23 protein-coding genes and 1 riboswitch are annotated in these 23,899 nt (G+C 69.8%); of the genes, 12 read left to right on the top strand and 11 right to left on the bottom strand.

Annotation, left to right across the window (positions count from 1 at the left end):
* Nucleotides 1-40: 40 nt before the first annotated feature.
* Nucleotides 41-1,900, top strand: coding sequence for a glycoside hydrolase family 5 protein (locus tag ACZ39I_RS07110; RefSeq protein WP_467244352.1), 1,860 nt, complete (start codon nucleotides 41-43; stop codon nucleotides 1,898-1,900).
* A gap of 58 nt (nucleotides 1,901-1,958) precedes the next feature.
* Here the strand turns inward: ACZ39I_RS07110 and ACZ39I_RS07105 are convergent, their stop codons facing one another.
* Complete coding sequence (locus tag ACZ39I_RS07105; protein ID WP_467243444.1) at nucleotides 1,959-3,203, bottom strand: YncE family protein; 1,245 nt, start codon at nucleotides 3,201-3,203, stop codon at nucleotides 1,959-1,961.
* Nucleotides 3,204-3,386: 183 nt separating this feature from the next.
* Here ACZ39I_RS07105 and ACZ39I_RS07100 point away from each other — a divergent pair, with 183 nt between their 5' ends.
* On the top strand, nucleotides 3,387-4,049 hold the full coding sequence (locus ACZ39I_RS07100) for a TetR/AcrR family transcriptional regulator (protein ID WP_467243443.1): 663 nt from the start codon (nucleotides 3,387-3,389) through the stop codon (nucleotides 4,047-4,049).
* Between the two features lie 21 nt (nucleotides 4,050-4,070).
* Here the strand turns inward: ACZ39I_RS07100 and ACZ39I_RS07095 are convergent, their stop codons facing one another.
* Nucleotides 4,071-5,294, bottom strand: a complete 1,224-nt coding sequence (locus tag ACZ39I_RS07095; protein WP_467243442.1) for a glycosyltransferase — start codon at nucleotides 5,292-5,294, stop codon at nucleotides 4,071-4,073.
* A 204-nt stretch (nucleotides 5,295-5,498) separates the two neighbouring features.
* Here ACZ39I_RS07095 and ACZ39I_RS07090 point away from each other — a divergent pair, with 204 nt between their 5' ends.
* Nucleotides 5,499-7,466 carry a ricin-type beta-trefoil lectin domain protein gene (locus tag ACZ39I_RS07090; protein ID WP_467243441.1) on the top strand — a complete coding sequence of 656 codons (1,968 nt, stop codon included), beginning with the start codon at nucleotides 5,499-5,501 and terminating at the stop codon, nucleotides 7,464-7,466.
* Between the two features lies 1 nt (nucleotide 7,467).
* Here ACZ39I_RS07090 and ACZ39I_RS07085 read toward each other — a convergent pair whose 3' ends face one another.
* Entirely contained in the window at nucleotides 7,468-8,319 is an 852-nt protein-coding gene (locus ACZ39I_RS07085) for a bifunctional 5,10-methylenetetrahydrofolate dehydrogenase/5,10-methenyltetrahydrofolate cyclohydrolase (protein ID WP_467243440.1), read from the bottom strand.
* Nucleotides 8,320-8,341: 22 nt separating this feature from the next.
* Nucleotides 8,342-8,424, bottom strand: a riboswitch (ZMP/ZTP riboswitch).
* 26 nt (nucleotides 8,425-8,450) lie between these two features.
* Nucleotides 8,451-9,290 carry a hypothetical protein gene (locus ACZ39I_RS07080; protein WP_467243439.1) on the bottom strand — a complete coding sequence of 280 codons (840 nt, stop codon included), beginning with the start codon at nucleotides 9,288-9,290 and terminating at the stop codon, nucleotides 8,451-8,453.
* 61 nt (nucleotides 9,291-9,351) lie between these two features.
* Here ACZ39I_RS07080 and ACZ39I_RS07075 point away from each other — a divergent pair, with 61 nt between their 5' ends.
* A complete protein-coding gene (locus ACZ39I_RS07075; RefSeq protein WP_467243438.1) occupies nucleotides 9,352-9,879 on the top strand; it encodes a MarR family winged helix-turn-helix transcriptional regulator in 528 nt (175 codons plus the stop codon).
* Between the two features lie 23 nt (nucleotides 9,880-9,902).
* Here ACZ39I_RS07075 and ACZ39I_RS07070 read toward each other — a convergent pair whose 3' ends face one another.
* Nucleotides 9,903-10,268, bottom strand: a complete 366-nt coding sequence (locus tag ACZ39I_RS07070; RefSeq protein WP_266393573.1) for a nuclear transport factor 2 family protein — start codon at nucleotides 10,266-10,268, stop codon at nucleotides 9,903-9,905.
* A gap of 170 nt (nucleotides 10,269-10,438) precedes the next feature.
* On the opposite strand from ACZ39I_RS07070, the gene ACZ39I_RS07065 reads away from it, so the two are divergent.
* The gene (locus ACZ39I_RS07065; RefSeq protein WP_467243437.1) at nucleotides 10,439-10,729 is read left to right on the top strand and encodes a hypothetical protein; all 291 of its coding nucleotides are present in this window, start codon (nucleotides 10,439-10,441) and stop codon (nucleotides 10,727-10,729) included.
* 60 nt (nucleotides 10,730-10,789) lie between these two features.
* Here ACZ39I_RS07065 and ACZ39I_RS07060 read toward each other — a convergent pair whose 3' ends face one another.
* Nucleotides 10,790-12,544: an ABC transporter ATP-binding protein gene (locus tag ACZ39I_RS07060; RefSeq protein ID WP_467243436.1), complete on the bottom strand. Its 1,755-nt coding sequence runs from the start codon at nucleotides 12,542-12,544 to the stop codon at nucleotides 10,790-10,792.
* Nucleotides 12,545-12,872: 328 nt separating this feature from the next.
* Here ACZ39I_RS07060 and ACZ39I_RS07055 point away from each other — a divergent pair, with 328 nt between their 5' ends.
* The 3 genes from ACZ39I_RS07055 to ACZ39I_RS07045 all read left to right on the top strand — a co-directional run bounded on the left by ACZ39I_RS07055 (nucleotide 12,873) and on the right by ACZ39I_RS07045 (nucleotide 15,623).
* On the top strand, nucleotides 12,873-13,985 hold the full coding sequence (locus tag ACZ39I_RS07055) for an S-(hydroxymethyl)mycothiol dehydrogenase (RefSeq protein WP_467243435.1): 1,113 nt from the start codon (nucleotides 12,873-12,875) through the stop codon (nucleotides 13,983-13,985).
* A complete protein-coding gene (locus ACZ39I_RS07050) occupies nucleotides 13,985-14,614 on the top strand; it encodes an MBL fold metallo-hydrolase (RefSeq protein WP_352384945.1) in 630 nt (209 codons plus the stop codon). Before ACZ39I_RS07055 ends, ACZ39I_RS07050 begins: the two co-directional genes overlap by 1 nt.
* Before the next feature lie 94 nt (nucleotides 14,615-14,708).
* Nucleotides 14,709-15,623, top strand: coding sequence for an SDR family oxidoreductase (locus ACZ39I_RS07045; protein ID WP_467243434.1), 915 nt, complete (start codon nucleotides 14,709-14,711; stop codon nucleotides 15,621-15,623).
* A gap of 1 nt (nucleotide 15,624) precedes the next feature.
* On the opposite strand, the gene ACZ39I_RS07040 is transcribed toward ACZ39I_RS07045, so the two are convergent.
* The gene (locus tag ACZ39I_RS07040) at nucleotides 15,625-15,900 is read right to left on the bottom strand and encodes a hypothetical protein (RefSeq protein ID WP_467243433.1); all 276 of its coding nucleotides are present in this window, start codon (nucleotides 15,898-15,900) and stop codon (nucleotides 15,625-15,627) included.
* Between the two features lie 215 nt (nucleotides 15,901-16,115).
* Between ACZ39I_RS07040 and ACZ39I_RS07035 the strand changes: the two genes are divergently transcribed.
* Both ACZ39I_RS07035 and ACZ39I_RS07030 read left to right on the top strand, forming a co-directional pair.
* On the top strand, nucleotides 16,116-16,919 hold the full coding sequence (locus tag ACZ39I_RS07035) for an SDR family NAD(P)-dependent oxidoreductase (protein WP_467243432.1): 804 nt from the start codon (nucleotides 16,116-16,118) through the stop codon (nucleotides 16,917-16,919).
* A 103-nt stretch (nucleotides 16,920-17,022) separates the two neighbouring features.
* Nucleotides 17,023-17,718: a L,D-transpeptidase family protein gene (locus ACZ39I_RS07030; RefSeq protein ID WP_467243431.1), complete on the top strand. Its 696-nt coding sequence runs from the start codon at nucleotides 17,023-17,025 to the stop codon at nucleotides 17,716-17,718.
* Between the two features lie 29 nt (nucleotides 17,719-17,747).
* On the opposite strand, the gene ACZ39I_RS07025 is transcribed toward ACZ39I_RS07030, so the two are convergent.
* Genes ACZ39I_RS07025 through ACZ39I_RS07010 form a run of 4 tightly spaced genes read right to left on the bottom strand, consistent with a single transcriptional unit; the run spans nucleotide 17,748 to nucleotide 22,239 of the window.
* Nucleotides 17,748-18,950 (bottom strand): Gfo/Idh/MocA family protein, encoded by a 1,203-nt coding sequence (locus ACZ39I_RS07025; protein ID WP_467243430.1) that lies wholly within the window; start codon nucleotides 18,948-18,950, stop codon nucleotides 17,748-17,750.
* A 29-nt stretch (nucleotides 18,951-18,979) separates the two neighbouring features.
* Nucleotides 18,980-20,320 carry an ABC transporter substrate-binding protein gene (locus ACZ39I_RS07020; RefSeq protein WP_467243429.1) on the bottom strand — a complete coding sequence of 447 codons (1,341 nt, stop codon included), beginning with the start codon at nucleotides 20,318-20,320 and terminating at the stop codon, nucleotides 18,980-18,982.
* Nucleotides 20,321-20,330: 10 nt separating this feature from the next.
* Nucleotides 20,331-21,257, bottom strand: coding sequence for a carbohydrate ABC transporter permease (locus ACZ39I_RS07015; protein ID WP_467243428.1), 927 nt, complete (start codon nucleotides 21,255-21,257; stop codon nucleotides 20,331-20,333).
* A 16-nt stretch (nucleotides 21,258-21,273) separates the two neighbouring features.
* Nucleotides 21,274-22,239: a carbohydrate ABC transporter permease gene (locus ACZ39I_RS07010; protein ID WP_467243427.1), complete on the bottom strand. Its 966-nt coding sequence runs from the start codon at nucleotides 22,237-22,239 to the stop codon at nucleotides 21,274-21,276.
* Between the two features lie 168 nt (nucleotides 22,240-22,407).
* On the opposite strand from ACZ39I_RS07010, the gene ACZ39I_RS07005 reads away from it, so the two are divergent.
* Together ACZ39I_RS07005 and ACZ39I_RS07000 are read left to right on the top strand one after the other, a co-directional pair.
* A complete protein-coding gene (locus tag ACZ39I_RS07005) occupies nucleotides 22,408-23,568 on the top strand; it encodes an ROK family protein (RefSeq protein WP_467243426.1) in 1,161 nt (386 codons plus the stop codon).
* Between the two features lie 134 nt (nucleotides 23,569-23,702).
* Nucleotides 23,703-23,888, top strand: coding sequence for a hypothetical protein (locus ACZ39I_RS07000; RefSeq protein WP_007386663.1), 186 nt, complete (start codon nucleotides 23,703-23,705; stop codon nucleotides 23,886-23,888).
* Nucleotides 23,889-23,899: the final 11 nt, after the last annotated feature.

The raw sequence follows: 23,899 nt of genomic DNA, 5'->3' as shown, positions 1-23,899 counted from the left end.
GTCATAAGTGTTGACGGTGTGCCGGATGAGTCGGACTGTTATGGACATGCCGAATATGCGTGCGCGTCTGCTCGTTGTTCTGGTTGTCCTCTGTGGATTCCTGACGGTGGCGGGTACCCCGTCCGCCTCCGCCGCCACCATCGCCGACTCCCTCTCCTTCGACGACACCCCCCTCACCGTCCAGAACGGACGGTTTGTCGACGGCAACGGCCGCGAGGTCGTGCTGCGCGGCTACAACGTCTCCGGCGAGACCAAGCTCGCCGAGAACAAGGGCCTGCCCTTCGCCTCGGTCGCCGACGCCAGGAAGTCGGCCACCGCGCTGAGAGCCCTCGGCGGCGGCAACTCCGTGCGCTTCCTGCTCTCCTGGGCCTACGCGGAACCGGTGAAGGGCCAGGTCGACACCGCGTACCTGGCGAACGCCACCGCGCAGCTACGGGCCTTCCTCGACGCGGGCATCCGGGTCTACCCCGACTTCCACCAGGACCTGTACTCCCGCTGGCTGTTCAACTCGGGCAGCTGGTACACCGGCGACGGCGCCCCCGCGTGGGCCGTCGCGCTCGGCAACTACCCCGCCGAGTCCTGCGGCATCTGCTTCACGTGGGGCCAGAACATCACCCAGAACGGCGCGGTGAAGGCCGGCCAGTACGACTTCTGGCACAACAACCACGGCCTCCAGGACGCCTTCCTGGCCACCGCCCAGAAGACCATGGCGTACCTCAAGGCGAACCTCAGCTCCGAGGAGTTCGCCGGCGTGGTCGGCTTCGACCCCTACAACGAGCCCTACGCCGGCAGCTACGACTCCGGGCAGAACAGCCGCACCTGGGAGCGTGACCTGCTGTGGCCCTTCTACGTGAAGTTCCGGGCCCGGATGGACGCGGCGGGCTGGACGGACAAGCCCGCCATGGTCGAGCCGAACCTCTTCTGGAACGGCAACGTCAGCAAGGAGGAGGGCGGCCTCCTCGACGTCGGCACGCTCGGCTCCCGGTACGTCTTCAACACCCACTTCTACGATCAGAAGGCCATCTCCGGCATCCTGATGTGGGGCAACGCCTCCGACGGCCAGTACGTCGGCGACTTCGGCACCATCCGCGACCGCGCGGCGGCCACCGGCACGACGGCCGTGGTCAGCGAGTTCGGGCACCCGCTGAACGGCTCGACGGCCGGCAAGGCGCCGACCGTCCTCAAGGCCATGTACCAGGCCCTCGACTCCCGGGTGAAGGGCGCCAACTGGTGGTCCGCGCCCGCCGGTTCGGGACCGGTCCTCTCCGGCACGCAGTGGCAGTGGGACATCTACAACGGCCGTCACCACGAGCTGATGAACGACAACCCCGACAAGGTCATGACCTCGGGGGACGCCTGGAACGACGAGGATCTGTCAGCCGTGCGGCTCGACGACTCGGGCACGGCGGTACTCCGCCAGGACGCCCGGCTCCTCGACCGGATCTACCCGAGCGCCGCCTCGGGTACGACGCTCGCCTTCACCTACGAGGACCGCTCGCGCGACGGTTCCACGACGCTGACCTGGAACCCGGTGCCGAGCAGCCTGCCCAATGTGTCGTCGCTGGTCGGGTCCGGCCAGTACGCGGTCCTGGTGTGGCGCTCGGGAAGCGGCTCGGCGCCCACCGAGCTCCACCTGCCCGCCTCTTTCCCGACCGCGACGACCACGGTGGTCTCCGACCTGGGCACGGTCTACGGCCCGCCCGCGTACACCTCGTCCACCCCGGTCGGGGCGGCTGTCGAACCGGGCGGCACGGGCAGCCGGCGGCTGCTCCTGACCGACTCGGACTCCGGCGTCCTGCACTACGCGCTGGTGACCAACGGGGCGAGCTCGCCCTCGGCGTCCGTGCTGAACGCGGCCAGGTCCGAGCTGGCCAACTGGGCGAACCAGAAGATCGGGTGACCGTCCCCTCGCGTCGGGGCCTGAGCGGGCCCCGACGCGAGGGCAGGTGCCTGAGCCGTTACGAGGAGGGACTCGTCCAGTTGGCGGCCACGTGCCCGAGGCGCACCCGCTGCGGGTGGTCGCCCACCGGCACGGACACCGTCTTCTGCCCGGTCGCGAAGTCGATCGCGGTGACCTGGTCGGCCCCGCTCTCCGAGACGACACAGCTCTTGCCGTCACCGCTGACGGTGGCCCAGTAGGGCTTCGAGGCGGGGACGAGCGGGCCCTCCTGGAGGGTGGTGCGGTTCACGACGGTCGCGTAGTCGTCCATAGTGCCCGCGACACACAGCTTGCTGCCGTCGGGGCTCATCGAGATGCCGTGATGGCGCGAGTCGTTGACCATGGTGGTGCGGTCGTCGCTGGTCGCCGGGTTCTTCGGCAGGGTCTTCATACGGGTGATCTTGTCGGTGGCGACGTCGTACTCGAAGAAGCCGTTGAAGAACGACACCTGGAAGTACAGCTTGGACTCGTCCGGAGAGAACACGGCGGGGCGGACGGCGTCCGAGTAGTCCGTGAGACCGATCGCGTCCAGCTTGTCCCGCATGTCGATGGTCTTGACCTGCTTGTAGGTGGTCGCGTCCACCACCGTGATGTGCCGGTCGCCCTTCGTCCAGTCCAGCCAGGGCGCGTCGGAGTCGGTGTTCACGTCACCGATCCCCATGTTCCAGATGTACTTGCCGTCCTTGGTGAAGATGTTCTCGTGCGGCTTGTCGCCGGTGGCGAACGAACCGAGCTGCTGCCCCGTGTTGATGTTCAGCACGTGCACGGTGTTCGCGGTGGAGGCGGACACCGCGACCCGGGTGCCGTCGGGGGAGACCGCCATGTGGTCCGCGCGGTAACCCGACACCGGGAAGCGCCAGTTAACCTTCCCGGTGGCCAGGTCGATCGACACCACGTCCGCGAAACTCGGCCGGGATACGACCACCGACTTTCCGTCCGGCGTGGAGTACATGTCGTCGGCGAACTGGTCGTGGCCCTCGCCGACGCTGTTGCGGATCGCCATGAAGTAGATCCACTTGATCGGATTCGCGTTGATCTCCGCCATCCGCGCGTCCTTGTCGGGGATGACGTTGATCCGGCCGATCTTCGCGAGGTCGCCGGAGGACTTGATGACGTCGGCGGTGCCGTCCCAGTTGTTGGCCACGAACAGCACCTCACGCAGCGCGGCGGAGTCCGCGGCGGAGGCGGCGGTCGCGGGGGCGGTGACGGTCAGGACGACGGCGGCGGCCATGGCACACAGGTGTCTGGGCTTGAGAACAGGCATGACGGATCTCCCTCTGGGCGGCTCATGACGGGGGCATGCCAAGGCGGCAAAACTGAAGACGCGTACTTTCAGATTGAACTTACTGCAAAGTAAGGAAGGGGGGCCCTTCTCCACAAGACTCCGTACACGACAAAATTGCACTCATACGGGAGGTCGGACGCTCCGGCCCGGGTGGGAGGTGCGGTGACGGGCAGGCTCAGAGCCCCGACCGGTCGCTACGGCGGCAAGACGGCCGCCGAGCGGCAGGCCGAACGACGCCGCCGTTTCCTGGACGCGGCACTCCAGCTCTTCGGGGACGCTCCCGGCTACCGCGCCACGACCGTCGCGGCCCTCAGCGAGGCCGCGGGCCTGTCCACCCGCCAGTTCTACGAGGAGTTCCGCACCCTCGAGGACGTCCTGGCCGAGCTTCACCTGGAGGTCAACGACTGGGCGACGGCGGCCGTGGTGACCGCGGTGGCCGACGCGGACCACCTGCCGCTCGCCGAGCGCGCGGCCGCCATCTTCCGCGCGTACGCGGCGAACGTCACCTCCGATCCCCGCCGGGTACGGATCACGTTCGTGGAGATCATCGGCGTCAGCGCGCGGCTGGAGGAGCAGCGGCTGGCCCGTCGGGCGCACTGGGTGGATCTGGTGTGCGCCGAGGCGAACCGGGCCGTCGCGCGGGGGGAGGCGGCCCCGCGCGACTACCGGCTGGCGGCGACCGGGTTCATCGGCAGTGTGAACGGGCTGCTGCACGACTGGAACGCCGGGTGGGTGGACGCGACCTTGGACGAGGTGGTGGAGGAGCTGGTACGGCAGTTGCTGGGGATCCTGCGGCCGCCCGGGTGGGAGCCGGTTCGGGCGTGAGCGGGTCGGCGGGCGGTTGCCTCAGAACCTGTCCACCGCGTCCAGCACCGGCGTCACGCCGTCCTCCCCGCGGATGTGCACCCCGAGTGCCCGCGCCCGCTCCCGGTACCCGGTGTCCCGCGTGACCCGGACCAGGGCCGCCTCCAGCGAGTCGGCGGTCAGATGTCTGAGTGGTACCGCACGCGGCGCCACGCCCAGCGTGACCAGTCTCGCCGCCCAGAAGCTCTCGTCGAACTGGATCGGCACCGGGACCGCCGGAACCCCGGCGCGCAGGCCCGCGGCCGTCGTGCCCGCGCCCGAGTGGTGGACCACCGCCGCCATCCTGGGGAACAGCGCGGAGTGCGGCACCTCGTCGACCGTCAGCATGTCGTCGCCCGTCGCCGACAGGTCCGCCCAGCCGCGCTGAATGACTCCGCGCAGACCGGCCCGGCGCAGCGCCCGCACGATCTCGGCGCTGACCCGCGCGGGATCGGGCACCGTCGCGCTGCCCAGACCGACGAACACCGGAGGCGGTCCGGCGTCGATGAACCTCCGCAGGTCGTCGGGGAGCGGCGCGTCGCCGTCGTACGGCCACCAGTAGCCCGCCACGTCGAGTCCGGACCGCCAGTCGCGGGGCCGGGCGACCACCCGTGGGCTGAAACCGTGCAGGACCGGCCAGGCCTGCCGTTCGCGGGTGCGCAGTGCCGCGGCCGGGCCCGTCGGGGGCAGGCCCAGCCGGGACCGTACCGAGGGGAGCGCCGCGGTGAAGACCTGCTCCACCGCCAGGTTCAGGGCCAGCCCGGCGAGCCGGTTGCCCACAGGGCCCCAGGAGCCGGTGCCCAGCAGCGGTGGGGCGAACTCCCGGGTGGCCGCGAGGGGTTGCAGGTTGAGGCCCAGGCTGGGCAGTCTCAGGCCCTCGGCGACGGCGTGGCCCAGCGGGGCCACCGATCCGGACAGGAGCAGCGCGTCGCTCACCCGGGCGGCGGCCACCAGGTCGTCGGCCATCTCCACGGCCAGCGCCCGCGCCATCATGACCACCCGCGCCAGCTTGCCCACGCCGGTTCTGCTGCGGTGCAGGGCCCGACCGCGCGAGGACTCCAGCTCGGTACGGGGATCGACCGGCAGGGCGTGGAAGCCGATGCCGGCCCGCGCCGCGAGCGGTTCGAAGCGGCCGTGGGTGACCAGGGTGACCTCGTGCCCGGCCTGCGCCAGTCCGTGACCCAGCCCGGTGAAGGGGGCCACATCACCCCGGGAACCCGCTGTCATGATCGCTACCCGCACAACGGACAGTATGGCGCCGGGGGCCGTCGTCCCGCGCGAACGACCCGTACACACCGGCCAGTTCACTCCTGTCACAGCCGTTGACTTCCCCCTCTCCGGACTCTAGCTTCGGCGCGCATGGTGTTCGAATAGCCGATCCTTGTTCGACATTTCGATCGGTTCGGCACCCCCCCCGCTAGAAGGAGCCGCATGTACCCCCCGCCGCGAAAGACCCGCAGAGGTCTCGCAGGACGTTTCAGAACCGCCGCCGTCCGTGCTCTCGCCCTCGCCCTGACCGCCACCGCCGCGCTGCTCTTCGCCCAGCCGACCCCCGCGCTGGCCGCGACGAGCCGGCAGATTCCGGTGCCCTCGGCACCGATGGGCTGGGCGTCGTGGAACAGCTTCGCCGCGAAGATCGACTACAACGTGATCAAGGCGCAGGTCGACGCGTTCGTCGCGTCCGGTCTGCCCGCGGCGGGATACAAGTACATCAACATCGACGAAGGCTGGTGGCAGGGCACTCGCGACAGCGCCGGGAACATCACCGTCGACCAGTCCGAGTGGCCCGGCGGCATGAAGGCCATCGCCGACTACATCCACGGCAAGGGCCTCAAGGCCGGCATCTACACCGACGCGGGCAAGGACGGCTGCGGCTACTACTACCCGACGGGCAGGCCCGCCGCCCCCGGCTCCGGCAGCGAGGGCCACTACGACCAGGACATGCTCCAGTTCTCCCAGTGGGGCTTCGACTTCGTGAAGGTCGACTGGTGCGGTGGCGACGCGGAGGGACTCGACGCGAAGACGACGTACCAGTCGATCAGCGACGCGATCGCCCGGGCCACCGCCACCACGGGCCGTCCGATGACCCTGTCGCTGTGCAACTGGGGCAGGCAGAACCCGTGGAACTGGGCTCCGGGGCAGGGCGCGATGTGGCGGACCAACGACGACATCATCCTCTACGGCAACAAGCCGTCGATGACGAACCTGCTGACCAACTTCGACCGGAACCTCCACCCCACGGCCCAGCACACCGGCTACTACAACGACCCGGACATGCTGATGGTCGGCATGGACGGCTTCAGCGCCGCACAGAACCGCACCCACATGAACCTGTGGGCCATCTCCGGAGCCCCGCTCCTGGCCGGCAACAACCTGGCCACCATGACCACCGAGACCGCGAACATCCTCAAGAACCCCGAGGTCATCGGTGTCGACCAGGACTCGCGCGGGCTCCAGGGCGTCAAGGTCGCCGAGGACACCACCGGGCTCCAGGTCTACGGCAAGGTCCTGTCCGGCACCGGAAACCGTGCCGTCGTCCTCCTCAACCGCACCTCCTCCGCCCAGAACATCACCGTCCGCTGGTCCGACCTCGGTCTGACCAACGCCAACGCGACCGTCCGTGACCTGTGGGCGCGCTCCGACGTCGGCTCGTACGGCACGGGTTACACCACGAGCGTCCCGGCGGGCGGTTCGGTGATGCTCACGGTCACCGGGGGCACGGAGGCGGCGAGCAGCACGTACCCGGGCACCTCGAGCTTCACCGGCGTGGTCGCCGGAAACACCGGGATCAAGACCGTCGACGTCGCCTACACCAACAACACCTCGGCGGCCCGCACCGCGACCCTCAAGGTCAACGGCCAGGGCGCGACCACGGTCTCCTTCCCGCCCACCGGCTCCTCCCAGGGCACCGTCTCGGTCCAGGTCGGCCTGTCCAAGGGCTCCTCGAACACGCTGACCTTCACCGGCGCCCCGACCCTGGCTGACATCACGGTCCGCCCGCTGCCCGGCACCAACGGCACCCTCGCCGTCGGCACCCAGTCCGGCCGCTGCCTGGACATCTACGACAACACCATCACCAACGGCACCCAGGCCGAGCTGTGGGACTGCAACGGCGGCCAGAACCAGCAGTGGACGTACACCTCGCGCAAGGAACTCGTGGTGTACGGCAACAAGTGTCTGGACGCCTACAACCTCGGCACGGCCAACGGCACCAAGGTCGTGATCTGGGACTGCAACGGCCAGAACAACCAGAAGTGGAACGTGAACAGCGACGGCACGATCACCAACGTCAACGCCGGCCTCTGCCTGGATGCCTACGGTGCGGGCACGGCCAACGGCACCCAGATGGTCCTGTGGTCGTGCGGCGGCCAGGCCAACCAGAAGTGGACCCTGAACTGATCTAGCTCTGCCGGGCGGCGGTCACCGCCGCGTCGACGGTCTGCTCCAGCAGCGTGGCGATGGTCATCGGACCGACCCCGCCCGGCACCGGCGTGATCAGCGAGGCCCGCTCCACCGCGGAGTCGAAGTCGACGTCACCGACGTTCCCGGCGTTGTACCCGGCGTCGACCACGACCGCGCCGGGCTTGATGTCCTGGCCCCGGATCAACCGGGGCCGGCCCACCGCGGCGACCACGATGTCCGCCTCCCGTACGGCCGCCGACAGGTCCGCCGTACGGGAGTGGCAGTAGGTGACCGTGGCGTCCCGGGCGAGCAGCAGCATGCCGGCCGGCTTGCCGAGGATCGCGCTGCGGCCCACGACCACGGCACGCTTGCCTGCCGGGTCGACCTCGTACTCGTCGAGCAGCCGCATGATGCCGCCGGGTGTGCACGACACGAAGCCCGGAAGTCCGAAGCTCATCGTCGCGAAGGACGCGAAGGTGACGCCGTCGACGTCCTTCTCCGGAGCGATCGCCTCGAACGCCGCCCGCTCGTCGATGTGCGGGCCCATCGGGTGCTGGAGCAGGATGCCGTGCACGGTGGGGTCGGCCGACAACTCCCGCAGGGTGCCGACGAGTTGTTCGGTGGTCGTGGCCGCGGGCAACTCCACGTGCCGCGACTCGATACCCGCCTTGCGGCAGCGGTTGCGCTTCATACGGACGTAGGTGACGGAGGCGGGGTCCTCGCCCACCAGCACCGTCGCGAGACAGGGCGCCCGTCCGGTGCGCCCGGTGAGGTCGGCCGCCCGCTTGGCGGTCTCCTCGAGGATGCGCCCGGCGAGCGCGGTGCCGTCCATGAGCCGTGCCTGAGACATGATCCACTCCTGGGCCGATCGAAGAAATCGCCCAGGCGCACGGCATCGAGTGTGCGGACCGCTCCCCGGTGGTGCTCCACCTCAGCGCCAGTCACGGTCCGTACCTCAGATTAGCCGACGCGCTACGGCGGTCACGCCCCGTTCTCCCGCGGCGGAGCCGTCGGATCGGCCCCCGCGAGGAAACCGGCCGCCTGGGCTTGGACGTGGTCGGCGCCGATCGCCCCGGCCCAGCGGGCGATCTCCCCGGCCAGCGCGGTCGCTCCGGCTTCGTCACCCGTGTCGCGGGCGTGGACCGCGAGGAGCATCTGCTGGGTGAGTACACCGGGGACCATCCCGGCCCGAGCGCCCAGGGCGGTGGCCCGCTGCCAGAGCTCCAGGGCGCCCTCGTGATCGCCGGCGTCGTGGTCGTGGTCGCCGAGATGCCGCAGCGCCTCCCGGACCAGCAGATCGTCGCCGCCCGACTCACCGGCGCCCAGGGCGGCCTCGTAGTGGGCGGGGGCGGTCGTGCGCTCGGCGAAGAGGTTGTCGGCGATCAGCCCCAGATACATCGAGGCCCAGCCGCGCCGCACCTCGTCCGGGGCGTCCTCGCGCAGGGCCTGCGCGTCGCGCCGGAGGCCGGCGAGTGCCTCGGGATCCTTGCCCTCGGGGCCGGGCCGGAAGGTGCCCTCGCTGCGCAGCAGCCGGAAGTAGTCGTGCCGCAGCCGGACGAAGGCCAGATCCCAGTCGGCGCCCGACGATTCCTTCTCCGCCTGCTCGGCACGGCCGGCCGTGAGGTCCGTACCGCCGAACCAGTCGCTCTGAAGGGCGATTTCGGCCGCCGCGAGAGCGAGCCGGGCGCGGTCCCCGGCGGTGTCACAGGTCGTCGCGTCCAGGAGGCGCAGTGCCCGGTCCCACCTTCCTGCCAGCGACAACTCGCGTGCAGAGGCGAGGAGTTCGTCCAATTCGACGGTTGTGCCCGTGGTGTTGGTCATGACAGGGCAAGGTAGTCAGACGAAAAACCATCCACAAGAAAACCATTGCGGGGGGCGGGTAATGCGGGACTCGGTCGACCAGCACGTCGAGGGGTGGGCGAAGGAACTCGACTGGATGGACCCCGTCAAGGAGGCGATCTTCGCGCGGCTGGCCATCCTGGCCCGGCACGCGTCTCAGGCCCGCCGCGACACCCTCGACTCCGACGGACTGCGGAACTGGCAGTACAAGGTGCTGCTGACCCTGCGCCGGCTCGGCCCGCCGTACACCGGGAGCCCCTCGCTCCTCGCCGACCATCTCGGACTGACCCGGGGAGCCCTGTCGGCCCGGCTGGCGCCGCTGGAGGACGCCGGGCTGATCGTCCGGACGCACGAGGACGACGACCGGCGACGGGTGCGGGTCCGGCTCACCGAAGCCGGGCACGCCGCGTTCGAACAGCAGGTCGTCTCGGAGGAAGCGGGTGAGCTCGCGCTGCTCTCGGCGCTCACCCCGGCAGAGCGGCGCACACTCGCGGACCTGCTGCGGAAGCTGGTCGTGGCCGCCGAGTCATCCCCGGACGGGCCGGGAAGGCCCAGGTCAGCCGTGATGTGACGGGTCCCTCCCGGCTCTGGTTCCTACTCGTCCCAGGCCTCGATGATGATCTGCTCGGAGATCTTGCCGTCGCGCAGGGTGACCATCGACTCCGACAGGACGCGCATGCCGTCCGAGTACTGGCAGGACTCGCTGTAGGCGGCGCGATCGCCTTGGACCACGCACCCTTCCAGCTTGTGGGTCATGTCGCGGCTGTAGACGTCGCTCAGCATCTCGCCGATCTCGTCACGGCCGTGCAGGACCTTGGGATTGCTGGGTGTGGCGTTCCGGTTGACGAGGCGTATTTCCGCGTCGTCCGCGTACAGAGACAGAAGCGTCTCCGGGGTGTGTCCTTCGATGCCCTGGCGCAGGATGTCGGTGTCGAAGCCGGGTCGTGCCGCGGTGCCCATGATGACCTCCTTCGAAGGCCCCGGCCGACAAGGAGCGGGCCGTAGGGCCTCTTTCTTCGAGACTCCTCCGCACCGGCGGCCACGGCAAGCGCAGACCGGGTGCTCCGCCTGACGGGTGAGGGGCGTCGGCAGGCCGTGTCCGTGAGGGGCGGCCCCGCGTTGCTGAGAACATGATCTCAACTCGACGTATCGTTGCCGCCGTCGGTCTCGCCGTCGGCGTCACCGGCCTCACCGCCCCCCTCGCGAACGCGGCCGACGTGGCCGCCCCGGGCGGCGGGCTCAACCCGGTCGCCGTGATCGACTCGCTCGCGGCGAGCAGCATCCCCGCGGAGCACAAGGGCGAGATCCCGTCGGTCTCCCGGCAGCTGGCGGGCCTCAACCAGCTCAACGACCTGAACCAGCTGGGCCAGCTCACCGGTCTCGTCGCCCCCGTCACCGGGCTGGTACCGGCCGTCCACTGACCCTCCCGCACGCAGACGAGGGCCGCCCGGATCACCCGGCGGCCCTCGACGCATGTCCGCTCAGCCTGCCGTGGAAAGGAACTGCGTCGCCGCGAGTTCCGCGTACAAGGGGTCCCCGGCGACCAGTTCCCGATGTGTCCCCACCGCGCGGACCCGCCCCGCGTCCATGACCACGATCCGGTCGGCCATCGTCACCGTGGACAACCGGTGCGCGACGACCAGCACCGTGGTCGTACGCGCCACATCCGCCACCGTGTCCCGCAGGGCCGCCTCGTTCACCGCGTCCAGCTGGGACGTGGCCTCGTCCAACAGCAGCAGCCGAGGCCGCCGCAGCAACGCCCGTGCGATCGCCACCCGTTGCCGCTCCCCACCCGACAGCTTGGTCCCCCGGTGCCCGACCAGCGTCTCCAGTCCACTGGGCAGCTTGGCCACCAGACCGTCGAGCCGGGTCGTCTTCAGCACCCGCGCCACCGCGTCCTCGTCCGCGTCGGGATTCCCGAGCAGCAGGTTCTCCCGCAGAGACCCCGACAGGACGGGCGCGTCCTGCTCCACGTACCCGATCGCGGACCGGAGTTGAGGCAGATCCCACTCCGCGAGGTCCCGGCCGTCCAGGGTCACGACCCCGGCCTCGGGGTCGTAGAACCGCTCGATCAACGAGAACACCGTCGTCTTGCCCGCGCCCGACGGCCCGACGAACGCCGTCATGCCCCGCGCGGGCACCTCGAAGGTCACCCCGTGATGGACGTACGGCAGATCGTCGGCATACCGGAACCGGACGTCCGTGAAGGCGACGGAAGCCGGCGCGGCCCCGTCGGTCGGCAACGGCGCGGGCAGCGCGGCCGGTTCGGCGGGCAGCCGCAGCGCCTCCTGGATCCGGGCGAGCGCCGCGGCCCCGGTCTGGTACTGCGTGATCGCGCCGACGACCTGCTGGATCGGCGACATCAGATAGAACACGTACAGCAGGAACGCGACCAGCGTGCCGACCTCGATGGCACCGGTCGCGACCCGCGCGCCGCCCACCGCGAGCACCGTGATGAACGCGATCTGCATCGCCAGCCCCGCCGTATTGCCCGCGGCTGCCGACCACTTGGCGGCCCGCACGCTCTGCCGCCACGACTCCTCGGCCGCCGCGTGCAGCGTCCGCTCCTCGCGGTGCTCGGCGCCGGACGCCTTGACCGTGCGCAGCGCGCCGAGGATGCGTTCCAGTGCGGCACCCATCACGCCGACGGCGTCCTGGGCCTGCCGGCTCGCCCGGTTGATGCGCGGCACGATCACACCGAGGACCGTGCCCGCCACCAGGATGACCGCCAGCGTGACGCCCAGCAGCACCGGGTCGACCAGGCCCATCATCACCACGGTCGCCACCAGCGTGAGCCCGCCGGTCCCCAGACCCACGAGCGAGTCGGTGGTGACCTCGCGCAGCAGGGTGGTGTCCGAGGTGATGCGGGCCATCAGGTCGCCGGGTTCGGTGCGGTCCACGGCCGGGATGCGCAGGCGCAGCAGATACGACGACAGCGCCCGCCGCGCACCCAGCACCACCGACTCCGCGGTGCGCCGCAGCACATACGAACCCAGCGCCCCCACCGCCGCGTTGCCGACCACCAGCACCGACATGACGAGCAACGCGCCGGTGATCGTGCGGTCGTGGGACAGGTCGTCGATCAACTCCCGGGCCACCAGCGGCAGCAGCAGACCGGTGGCGCCCGTCAGCAGCGACAGCACGGCACCCCCGAGCAGGGTCCACCGGTGCGGCCGTACGTACCCGAGGAGCAGCCGCCAGGTGGGAAGACCGGTCTCCGTCTCGGTGCTGCTCACGGTGCTCCTTCGGGCCCGACGGCGTGCGGAGCCTTCAGGCTACGTCCGCGTTCCCGCGCGGCGCGGACCAGGATGCGACCGGGACGGCGTGATCAAGACGAGCGAGACGGGGCTGCAGCAGTGGCTGAGCGATCCCGAGGGTCGGACGGCGGCCGCCCGGACACCGCCCCGCCGGTGGCCGCAGGGGGAGGTCACCGCCGCGAACAGAGAGCCCTCGGGCCGGCGCCGCGCGGAAGGGGCCGGCGGTTCCCGGTCTGGCGTGCCGTTACCGATCAGTCGCGCGTAGGGTCGAAGGGACGTGCACCGGGCGACGGAAAGGGCCAGGACCATGGCGCAGGAGGTACGCGGAGTGATCGCACCCGGCAAGGACGAGCCGGTGCGGGTGGAGACGATCGTGGTGCCCGATCCGGGGCCGGGAGAAGCCGTCGTCCAGGTGCAGGCCTGCGGGGTCTGTCACACCGACCTGCACTACAAGCAGGGCGGGATCAACGACGACTTTCCCTTCCTGCTCGGCCACGAGGCCGCCGGTGTCGTGGAGTCGGTCGGCGAGGGGGTGACCGATGTCGCGCCCGGCGACTTCGTGATCCTCAACTGGCGTGCCGTGTGTGGCAATTGCCGTGCCTGTCTGCGCGGGCGGCCCTGGTACTGCTTCAACACCCACAACGCGAAGCAGAAGATGACCCTCACTGGGGGCACCTCCCGGACGAAGTCTGGGGGAGGCACCGCACTCTCGCCCGCCCTGGGCATCGGTGCCTTCGCCGAGAAGACGCTGGTCGCCGCCGGACAGTGCACCAAGGTCGACCCCTCGGTCTCGGCCGCCGTCGCGGGGCTCCTGGGCTGTGGCGTGATGGCCGGCATCGGCGCCGCGATCAACACGGGCAACGTCGGCCGGGGCGACACCGTCGCCGTCATCGGCTGCGGCGGCGTCGGTGACGCGGCGATCGCCGGCTCGAACCTCGCGGGCGCGGCGAAGATCATCGCCGTGGACATCGACGACCGGAAGCTGGAGAAGGCCCGCACGATGGGCGCGACCCACACCGTCAACTCGAAGGACGCCGACCCGGTCGAGGCGATCCGCGAGCTGACCGGCGGCTTCGGCGCCGACGTCGTCATCGAGGCGGTCGGCCGCCCCGAGACGTACCAGCAGGCCTTCTACGCCCGCGACCTCGCCGGCACGGTCGTCCTCGTCGGCGTGCCCACCCCCGAGATGAAGCTGGAGCTGCCGCTCCTGGACGTCTTCGGGCGCGGCGGGTCGCTCAAGTCGTCCTGGTACGGCGACTGCCTGCCCTCCCGCGACTTCCCCATGCTGATCGACCTGCATCTGCAGGGCCGCCTGGACCTGGAGGCGTTCGTGACCGAGACCATCCAACTCGACGAGGTGGAGAAGGCGTTCGAGCGCATGCACCACGGCGACGTCCTGCGCTCGGTGGTGGTGCTCTGATGTCCGTCCGCATCGAACGCCTTGTCACCTCCGGGCAGTTCAGCCTCGACGGCGGCACCTGGGACGTCGACAACAACGTCTGGATCGTCGGCGACGACCACGAGGCGATCGTCATCGACGCCGCCCACGACGCCGACGCCATCGTGGAGGCGGTGGGGGACCGCAGGCTGACCGCGATCGTCTGCACCCACGCCCACAACGACCACATCGACGCCGCACCCGCCCTCGCCGACCGCACCGGCGCCACGATCTGGCTGCACCCCGACGACCTGCCGCTGTGGAAGCAGACCCACCCCGACCGCGACCCCGACGCCCATCTGCGCGACGGCCAGGTCATCGAGGCCGCGGGCGCCGATCTCAGGGTGCTGCACACCCCTGGCCATGCGCCGGGCGCCGTGTGCCTCTACGACCCGGGCCTCGGCACCGTCTTCACCGGCGACACCCTCTTCCAGGGCGGTCCGGGCGCCACCGGACGCTCCTACTCCCACTTCCCGACGATCATCGACTCGATCCGTGACCGCCTGCTGGCCCTGCCGCCCGAGACGAAGGTCCTCACCGGGCACGGCGACCCGACCACGATCGGCGCCGAGGCTCCCCACCTCCAGGAATGGATCGACCGCGGTCACTGACGCCGACCGGGTGAACCGCCCGTAAATCACGACAGAGGTTGTCCGGCTTCCCGGTCATGCTCGAAGGGACATCGGGCACAACGGGAGGTCGGACATGTCACAGCCACTGCGGGGCAAGGTCGCGCTGGTCGCCGGGGCGACCCGGGGAGCCGGGCGCGGGATCGCCGTGGAGCTCGGAGCGGCGGGCGCCACCGTCTACGTCACCGGACGCAGTACCCGGGCCCGCCGCTCCGAGTACGACCGCCCCGAGACCGTCGAGGACACCGCCGACCTCGTCACCGCGGCCGGCGGCCAGGGCATCGCCGTACCCACCGACCACCTGGACCCCGCGCAGGTCCGCTCGCTCGTCGACCGGATCGCCGGCGAGCAGGGCCGCCTCGACGTCCTCGTCAACGACATCTGGGGCGGCGAACACCTCTTCGCATGGGACAGCCCGGTGTGGGAGCACGACCTCGACAACGGCCTGCGTCTGCTCAGGCTCGCGATCGAGACGCACGCGATCACCAGCCACCACGCCCTGCCTCTGCTGCTGCGCCGGCCCGGCGGCCTGGTCGTCGAGATGACCGACGGCACCGACGCCTACAACCGCGAGAACTACCGCGTCTCCTTCTTCTACGACCTCGCCAAGACGTCCGTCCTGCGCATGGCGTTCTCCCTCGGCCACGAACTCGGTCCGCGCGGCGCCACCGCCGTCGCCCTGACCCCGGGCTGGCTGCGCTCGGAGATGATGCTCGACCATTTCGGGGTGCGGGAGGACAACTGGCGCGACGCCCTCGACCGCGTCCCCCACTTCGCCATTTCGGAGACCCCGCGCTATGTGGGCCGCGCCGTCGCCGCGCTGGCCACCGACCCCGACGTCGCCCGCTTCAACGGCACGTCCCTCGACAGCGGCTCGCTCGCCCGGACCTACGGCTTCACGGACGTCGACGGCAGCCGCCCCGACGCCTGGCGGTACATGGTCGAGGTCCAGGACGCGGGCAAGCCGGCGGACGTGACGGGTTACCGCTAGATCAGGAGGGGTGCACCGGCGGCAGCTGCCACCGCACCGCCAGGCCCGGTGGCAGTGCCAGGTCGTCGCGTACGGCGGCGTAGTAGCCGTCCCGCCCGTTGCGATGCCGCTCGAGCAGCGCCCGCCACGCCGCCGGATCGCGCGTCCCGTCGCGCAGGAACTGCTCCGTCTCCAGCACCACCGTGACCCAGACCCGCGCCTTCTCCACCACCTCGGGGCTCCCCAGCAGAAGCAGCGCCTCCCCGTCCGGGTCCCGGGCGAGCGTGGACTCCGCCAACAGCGGGGCGGCCTCCTGTATGTGGCGGTCGTGCGCAGCGACCGCGCGCTTTCACCGTGAAAGGCGGCCCGTTGGGAGGAGCGGCGGCTGGCCGTGTCCTCCGCGAACCGAGTGCGCCGATGACGACACCGATGAGCGCGGGGAGTTGCTGTATGAACGCGGCCATGGACGCACGGTATCTGCCACGTTGATCACCGACGGGCTATCTTCGGCCCATGACCCACACCAAGCGCTTCGAGGGATACGCGGCTCTGGTCACGGGCGCGGCCCGCGGGATCGGCACGGCGGCGGCTCGTCGGCTAGCCGAGGAGGGGGCACGGGTCGTGCTGGCCGACCGCGACGGGCCGGTGGTCGAGAACACCGCCGCGCGCCTGCGTGACCAGGGTCTCACCGCCCGGGCGGCGGAGTGCGACGTGGCGGACCGGACGGCGGTGGAGGCAGCGGTCGCCCATGCCGTCGACGCGTTCGGCTCGCTCGACGTCCTGGTCAACTGCGCCGCCCGGTGCACCCCGGAGACCCCGCTCTTCGAGGACGACTCGGACGACGAGTGGGCGCGAGACCTGGACGTCACCCTCGGCGGGCCGTACCGCTGCTCGCGGGCCGCGCTCCCGCACCTGGTCTCCTCGGGGCGCGGCGCGATCGTCAACATCGGCTCCGTCAACGGCCTCCAGGACTTCGGCAACCACGCCTACAGCGCAGCCAAGGCGGGACTCGGCTCCCTGACCCGTACCCTCGCCGGGCACGCGGCCGCCCGCGGGGTGCGCGTCAACCTGGTCGTCCCGGGCACGGTCCGCACCTCCGCCTGGGAGGGGCGCGAGAGCGAGCTCACCGAGCTGCAGCAGCTGTATCCTCTCGGCCGGGTCGGTGAACCCGAGGACATCGCCGCCGCGATCGCCTTCCTGGCCTCCTCGGACGCGGCGTGGATCACCGGCACGACACTGGTCGTCGACGGAGGCCTCACCGCGGTCAACACCGGCTTCCACACGGCGGTCCACCCCGGCCGGAAGTCTTCGTCATGAGATTTGTCACCGTTCCGTCCCAGCACGCCCCGGGGTACAACGAAGTGGCTCGGAGACCTGTCTAGAGGTAAGAGATCGCAGGACCTATGAAGGGGACAGGGCCATGGGGGACATACGCAGACGGGGTGCCATCGCACTCGGCATCACCGGACTCGTCGCACCGCTGACCATCGCGCTGGGCGCCGCGCCCGCGCAGGCGGCGAGCTGCACCACGCAGGCGGGGCCGTACCAGAAGAAGGTGGAGAAGTTCCTGGGCCGCCCGGTCGACGGCAGGCAGTCCGCCGCCGACTGCAAGGCGACCAAGGCCTTTCAGACCAAGCACGGCATCTCACCGAACATCGGCTACGCGGGGTCCGTCACCTGGGGTGTGATGGACCTGATGAACAAGCAGAAGGCCGTCGGCTCGAACCCCAACCGGGACGGCAAGTGCCCGACGAACAAGGGCCGCATCGCGTGCGTGAACCTCACCCTCCAGCTGAGCTGGATCCAGGACGGCGACCGGCTCGTCTACGGCCCCGTCCCGGTCCGCACCGGCCGCGACGGCTACGAGACCCGCACCGGCCTGAAGAAGATCTACTGGCGCGACATCGACCACGTGTCGAACATCTACAACGTGCCGATGCCCTACAGCCAGTTCTTCGACGGCGGCCAGGCCTTCCACTCGGTGAACCTCAGCATGTGGAACCCGCCGGGCTCGCACGGCTGCACCAACATGACCCCCAAGGACGCCAAGAAGTACTGGTCGCTGCTGAAGAAGGGCGACGACGTCTTCGTGTACGGCCGCAAGCCGGGCACCTGAGACACCAGGCGCCCGGCGCGAGGGCACGGTCACGCGTCAGGCGCGTCCCCGAAGTCCGGGATCTCCAGCCTTGCCCCGCCCTGCCGCGCGGAGTCGTGCGCGACGATGCCCGGCAGGGTGTAGCGGGCCGCCACCCAGGCGTTCACAGACGGCAGGGTGCGGGTGTTCACCGCGGTCACGAAGTCGTCCACCAGGAAGTGGTGGCTGCCCTCGTGGCCGTTGTGCAGGTGGTCGAACTCCCGCGGCAGGCGCGCCCGGTCGTGCACGGGTGCCGACCCGGACGTGAAAGCGGCCCGCAGGTCCGGCGCGATGTGCTGGAGTGACGGGTCGTCAGGAGTCATGGTGGGCTTGGGCTCCAGGAGCTCACTGATGTCCTGCACGCCCTTCTTGTCCTGCCAGAGGGCCACCGTCGCGAGCTGCTCCATGCTCGCCTCGGTCCCGAAGAACCGGAAACGCGACTCCCGGATGTGGGAGGGGTAGCCCACCCGCCGGAACTCGTTCGTGCGGAACGACCCGCCGCCCGCGACCTCGAACAGCGCGGTCGCGTTGGAGAAGTCGTTGCCGAACTGGCTGACCTCCTTGTCGAACACCCCGTCTCCGCGGTCGTCGACGACACCGATCGCCGACACGCTCACCGCGTGCGTCTGCCAGGCGCCGAGCACCCCGCCCACCGAGTGCGTGGGGTAGAGCAGCGGGGGATAGCTGGCGGTCTCCTTCCACGTCTCGCCGCCGCTGTACTGGTACGCCTCGTAGAACCCGAGGTCCATGTCGTGGACGTAGTCGCCCTCGGCGTAGAACAGCCGCCCGAAGGCGCCCTCGGCGATCCGGTTGCGGGCGTGCACGGTCGCCGGGTTGTACTGGCTGGTCTCGCCCATCATGTACGTCAGCCCGGTCGCCCGGACCGCGTCGATGATCGCCGCTGTCTCCTCGGTGGTGATGGCCATGGGGACCGCGGAGTACACATGCTTGCCGGCGTTCAGGCCCTGGAGCACCAGGGGGCCGTGCGTCCAGCGCTGGGTGAAGATCGCGACCGCGTCGACCTCCTTCGACTCCAGCATGGCCTCGTAGGTGGGGAAGGTGCCGGCCAGGTCCTGCGCCGAGGCGAGCTGCTCGGCCCGTTCGGGCAGAAGATCGGTGACGTAGACGTCGCCGACACCGGGGTGGGCCTGGAACAGCGTGGCGAACTGGCCGGAGAACTGGCCGGCGCCGACGATGCCGAGGGAGAACGTCATGCGGGGTGTGTCCTTCACTGGTCGCGGGATCACTGCGAGAGGATCAGGTTGATCTGGTCGTTGGTCCGGTCGAGGCTGGTCACGGACCTGCCGTTGCCGAAGATGTCCTGCATGGCGGGATGCATCAACGCGTACACGTCCGCGGCGTAGTTGGTGATGGGGTAGGAGAAGGTCGTGAAGTCCTTCTTGTCGGCGACTGGCTTCGTGAAGGCCGTGACGTCGATCCCCTTCTTCCTGTAGGCGGCCACGGCGGCCGCGGTGCCGTCAGGGGTGGCGGGGAAGACGATGCCGTAACTGCCCACCGTCCTCTGGCACTCGTCCGAGGACAGGTACGTCACCCACTTGCGGGCGCCCTCCTTGTTGCGGGCGTTCTTGGTGATGGAGTCGGCGAGGCCGTTCATCATGGTGGCGCGCTTGCCGGTGGGGCCTTCGGGGGTGACCGCGGTGCGCATGTCGAGGCCCTTGAACCCGGCGTACGTCGAGATCATCCAGGCCCCGTCGAAGGCGGTGGCAGCCTTGCCCGCCGCGACCTGGGTGTTGGCCTGGTTGGACTGGGAGTTGTAGTCGGTGAAGGGTGCCATGTAGCCCTTCTTCGCCAGTCCGAAGTACCACTTGACGGCCGACTGGAAGGCCGGGCTGTCGTACCGGTACTTCGTGCCCCACCGCTTCTTGTCGGTGTAGCTCCAGCCGGCGGAGGCGGTGAAGGTGCTCCACTGGGTCTGGCCGTCGCCGTCCCCGCCGCCGTTGGTGGCGAGGCCGTACACCTTGACGTTGTTCTTGTCGAAGCCCGGCTCGTCGCCACGCCTGCCGTTCCTGTCGACGGTGAGGTGGGCGACGGCCTTCTCGAAGCTGCCGCCGTCCTTCGGGTTCCAGGCGAGATCGTTCAGCCGGGCCGCCGTGAGCCCGGCCGCGTCGGTCAGCTTCTTGTTGTAGAAGAGGGCGACGGTGTCCCAGTCCTTGGGGGCGCCGTAGCGGTGGCCGTCCTGGCCCATCCAGTTGGCGGCCAGTCCGGGCTGGTAGGCGGAGTCGTCGATGCCCAGGTCGTCGAGGGGTTCGAGGACCTTGAGGTCGGCGAACTGGCCGAACTTCTGGATGTGGTCGGTGAACACGTCCGGCTCGGTGCCCGCGATGAAGCTCGCGGTGAGCTTGGTCCAGTAGTCGTCCCAGCCCAACTGGGTGATCTTCACGTGCAGTCCGGGGTTCTGCTTCTCGAAGTCCTTGGCGCAGGCATGGTAGGCGGGCTGCTGGTTGGAGTCCCACAGCCAGTACGTCACCGTGTGCGAGGACGACCCGGCGGAGCCGCTCCGCGCACACCCGGTCAGACAGAGGGCCAGTGCGCCGGCCAGTGCGGTCAGCGTACGAAGTCGCATCAGGAGTCCCTCACTTGATCCCGGTGAAGCTGATGGTGGACACGATGCGACGCGCGAAGAACCCGAACAGCGCCAGCATCGGCAGCGCGGCGATGAGCGTCGCCGCCATGAGGCCCGACCAGTCGACACCCGACTGCGGGGTCTGGGCCCGGAAGATGGCCAGCGCGACGGTCAGGACGCGTGAGTTGTCGCTGTAGGACACCATCAGCGGCCAGAAGTAGTCGTTCCAGGACGTGATGTACGTCAGCACGGCCAGGGTGAGGACCGGAGCGGACGCCATCGGCAGCAGCACCCGGAAGAAGATCCGCACCTTCCCGGCGCCGTCCAGCAGGGCCGCCTCCTCGACCTCGCGGGGCACGTTCATGAAGAACTGCCGCAGGAAGAACACCGCGAACGGCGTCATGAACATCGTCGGCAGGGCGATGCCCAACAGATTGTCGATCAGGCCGAGTTCCTTGATGAGCACGAAGTTCGGCAGCAGCGTGAAGATGGTCGGCACCATCAGTCCGGCCAGGAACAGCGCGAACACCTGGTCACGGCCCCGCCAGCGCAGCCGGGCGAAGGCGTACGCGGCCATCGCGGAGAAGAAGATCTGGCAGACGGTCACCAGGGTCGAGACGATCACCGAGTTGAGCAGATAGCGCCAGAACTTCAGCCCGCCGCCCGCGCCGCCCTGCGCGATGGCGTCCTTCGTGGACTCCAGGCCCAGGGCGCGGGCGAATCCGGTGCCGGTCGGGTTCACCGGCAGGGGGTCGGAGGCGTGGGCGGCGAGCCCGGAGTTGGTGGACAGCGCGGTGCGCAGGATCCAGTAGAACGGCAGCAGGGCCACGAGCACGATCGCGCCCATCGCCGTCCAGGCCAGGATGCGGCCGGGGGAGAGGGGGCGGCGCCCGGTGGGCCGTACGCGTGTCGTCGTGGTGGTGGTCACGGCAGCCATGTGGACTCCTTCCGGGTCAGCCGAGATCGGTCTGGCCGGCCCGGGTGAGCCGGTACTGCAGGACGGTGATCGCGCTCAGCACGACCAGGAGGGCCACCGACATCGCGGACGCGTAGCCGAACTGGAAGCGGCCGAAGGCCGATTGGTAGATGTAGAACTGGAGCACGTTGGTGGCGTTCGCCGGACCGCCCGCGGTGGTCACGGCGACCGTGTCGAACACCTGGAACGAACCGATCACCGTCATGATCAGGACGACCGCCAGCACCGGCCGTAGCAACGGCATGGTGATCCGCCAGAACATCCGCCACTCGCTCGCGCCGTCCACCTTCGCCGCCTCGTACATGTCGTTCGGGATGGCCATGAGCCCCGCGAACAGCAGCAGCGCGGTGTAGCCGACGTGCCGCCACACATTGATCAGGGCGATCGTCGGGATCGCCCAGGTCTCGTCCGCGAGGAAGGGGATCCGGTCGAAGCCGAGCCCGGCGATGATCTCGTTGCCGATGCCGAGCTGGTTGTCGAGGATCCACAGCCAGACCAGGCCCGCGACGACGTTCGACATGAGGTACGGCGTGAGCACGATCCCGCGCAGCACCGGGGACTGCGTCAGGCGCTGCAGGAGCACGGCGATGGCGAGGGCGGACACCGTCTGGACACCGATGCTGATGACCACGTACTCGACGGTGACCTTCAGCGACTCCCAGAAGATGGGGTCGTGGATCATCCGGTCGTAGTTGGCGAGGCCGACCCACTCCGCCGGGGTCAGCAGGTTGAAGCGGGTGAAGCTCAGATAGATGCCCCGCAGCGTGGGCCAGAGCAGGAAGACCACGAAGCCCACCAGGGCCGGGGCGATGAACACCGCGGCCAGGCGCCCGTCGCCCCCGTTCGACCCGCCGGAGCTCCGCTGCGTGCCCGGTTCGGTCCGTGCCTCCGCGGCGCCGCTGAGCGGCAGACGCGACGGAGGGCTGCTGGAGGCGATGGTCATCGGGAGACTCCCTCGTCTTCGGTGGCTCGTCCTCGGGCCACTTACTTTTGTCGCGAAAGAATCCATGCGTCAATACCTCGGCGAACATCTTTTCAGGGCCGTTGATAGTGCCTTAGTCTGGTCGTGTTGCTTTTACGGTGAAAGAAATCATGTGGGAGTCTGACCTTCATGACCGCAGTTGCCGCCAGCTGGCTTCCCCTGAGCGCCGGTGAGCGCTCGGTGGCGATCGAGGTGCTCGTCCACGGCCCGCTGTCGCGCACCGAACTCGCCCGCCGCCTCGACCTCTCCGCGGGCAGCCTCACCCGCCTGACCAAGCCGCTCATCGAGTCGGGCCTGCTGATCGAGGTCCCCGAGGCGGGCACTCCGGCCGAGGTGCGCCAGGGGCGCCCCTCGCAGCCCCTCGACGTGGTCGCCGAATCCCGCTCCTTCATCGGCTTCAAGATCACCGAGGACATGGTCTACGGCGTCGTCACCACCCTCAGGAGCGAGATCGTCGCCCGCCACGACCGCCCCCTGACCAGCCACGACCCCGCCGAAGTGGCCGACCTGCTCGCGGAGATGACGAGCGAACTGGCCCGCGCGTACCCGCGGCTCGCCGGAATCGGCATCGGGGTCGGCGGCTTCGTCCAGGAGCATGCCGTGGTCGGCGAGTCCCCCTTCCTGCACTGGCGGGACGTCCCCCTCGGTGAACTCGTCGAGGAACGCACGGGGTTGCCGGTGGTCGTCGAGAACGACGTCTCCGCCCTCGTCGAGGCCGAGACCTGGTTCGGCGCCGGCCGCGGCCTCGACCGCTTCGTCGTCCTCACCATCGGCGCCGGCATCGGCTACGGCCTGGTCCTCGCTGGCCGGCGCGTCCCCTACGCGGAGGAGGACCGGGGCTTCGGGCGGCACTGGATCATCGACCCCAACGGACCCCTCACGCCCGACGGCAACCGCGGCAGCGCCGTCTCCCTGCTCACCATCCCCAACATCCGCTACCAGGTGCAGGCCGCCACCGGCCGCGACCACACCTACGAGGAGATCCTCGCCCGCGCCGCGGCCGGCGACCCCATGCCCGCCCGCGTGATCGACGAGGCCGGGCGCGCCCTCGGTGTCCTGGTCGCCCAGATCGCCAACTTCGCCATGCCGCAGAAGATCATGCTCGCCGGAGAGGGCGTCGGGCTGATGGACGTGGCAGGCAAGACCGTCAAGGACACGATCCGCTCCCACCGCCATCCCCTGGCCGCCCCGATCGATCTGGAGACCAGGGTGTCCGACTTCCACGACTGGGCCCGCGGAGCCGCCGTACTGGCGATCCAGGTGCTGGTCCTGGGTGTGGCCGAAGTGTGAAGCGGGTCACCAAGTGTGAATCTGGCCGCGCCCCTTGACATCGGGCGCCTTGACAGGAGGACGTGATCAGTAACACGGTCCGCTATGCCCGTTTCTGATGTGATTACTCACGGCGCCTTCACTTCCGGAGCCGTATGCTTCACACCATGTCCACCACTGTTGAACCCGTGACCGATCGATCGGCCGACGAGGTCAACGAGGAGATCCGGGCCCTGTGGCGCCGGGCGGGCGGGACACTGAGCGGCGAGCAGCGTGAGGAATACCAGCGCCTCGTCCTGGAGTGGGCCGCCGCCGCTCCGCAGCCGGTCCGGGCGGCCTGACCCCCGCGTAC

The sequence above is a fragment of the Streptomyces sp. NPDC024687 genome (genome assembly GCF_055559055.1).
The sequence above is the reverse complement of the archived record's forward strand: the minus strand, read 5'-3'. Positions and strand labels throughout refer to the sequence as shown.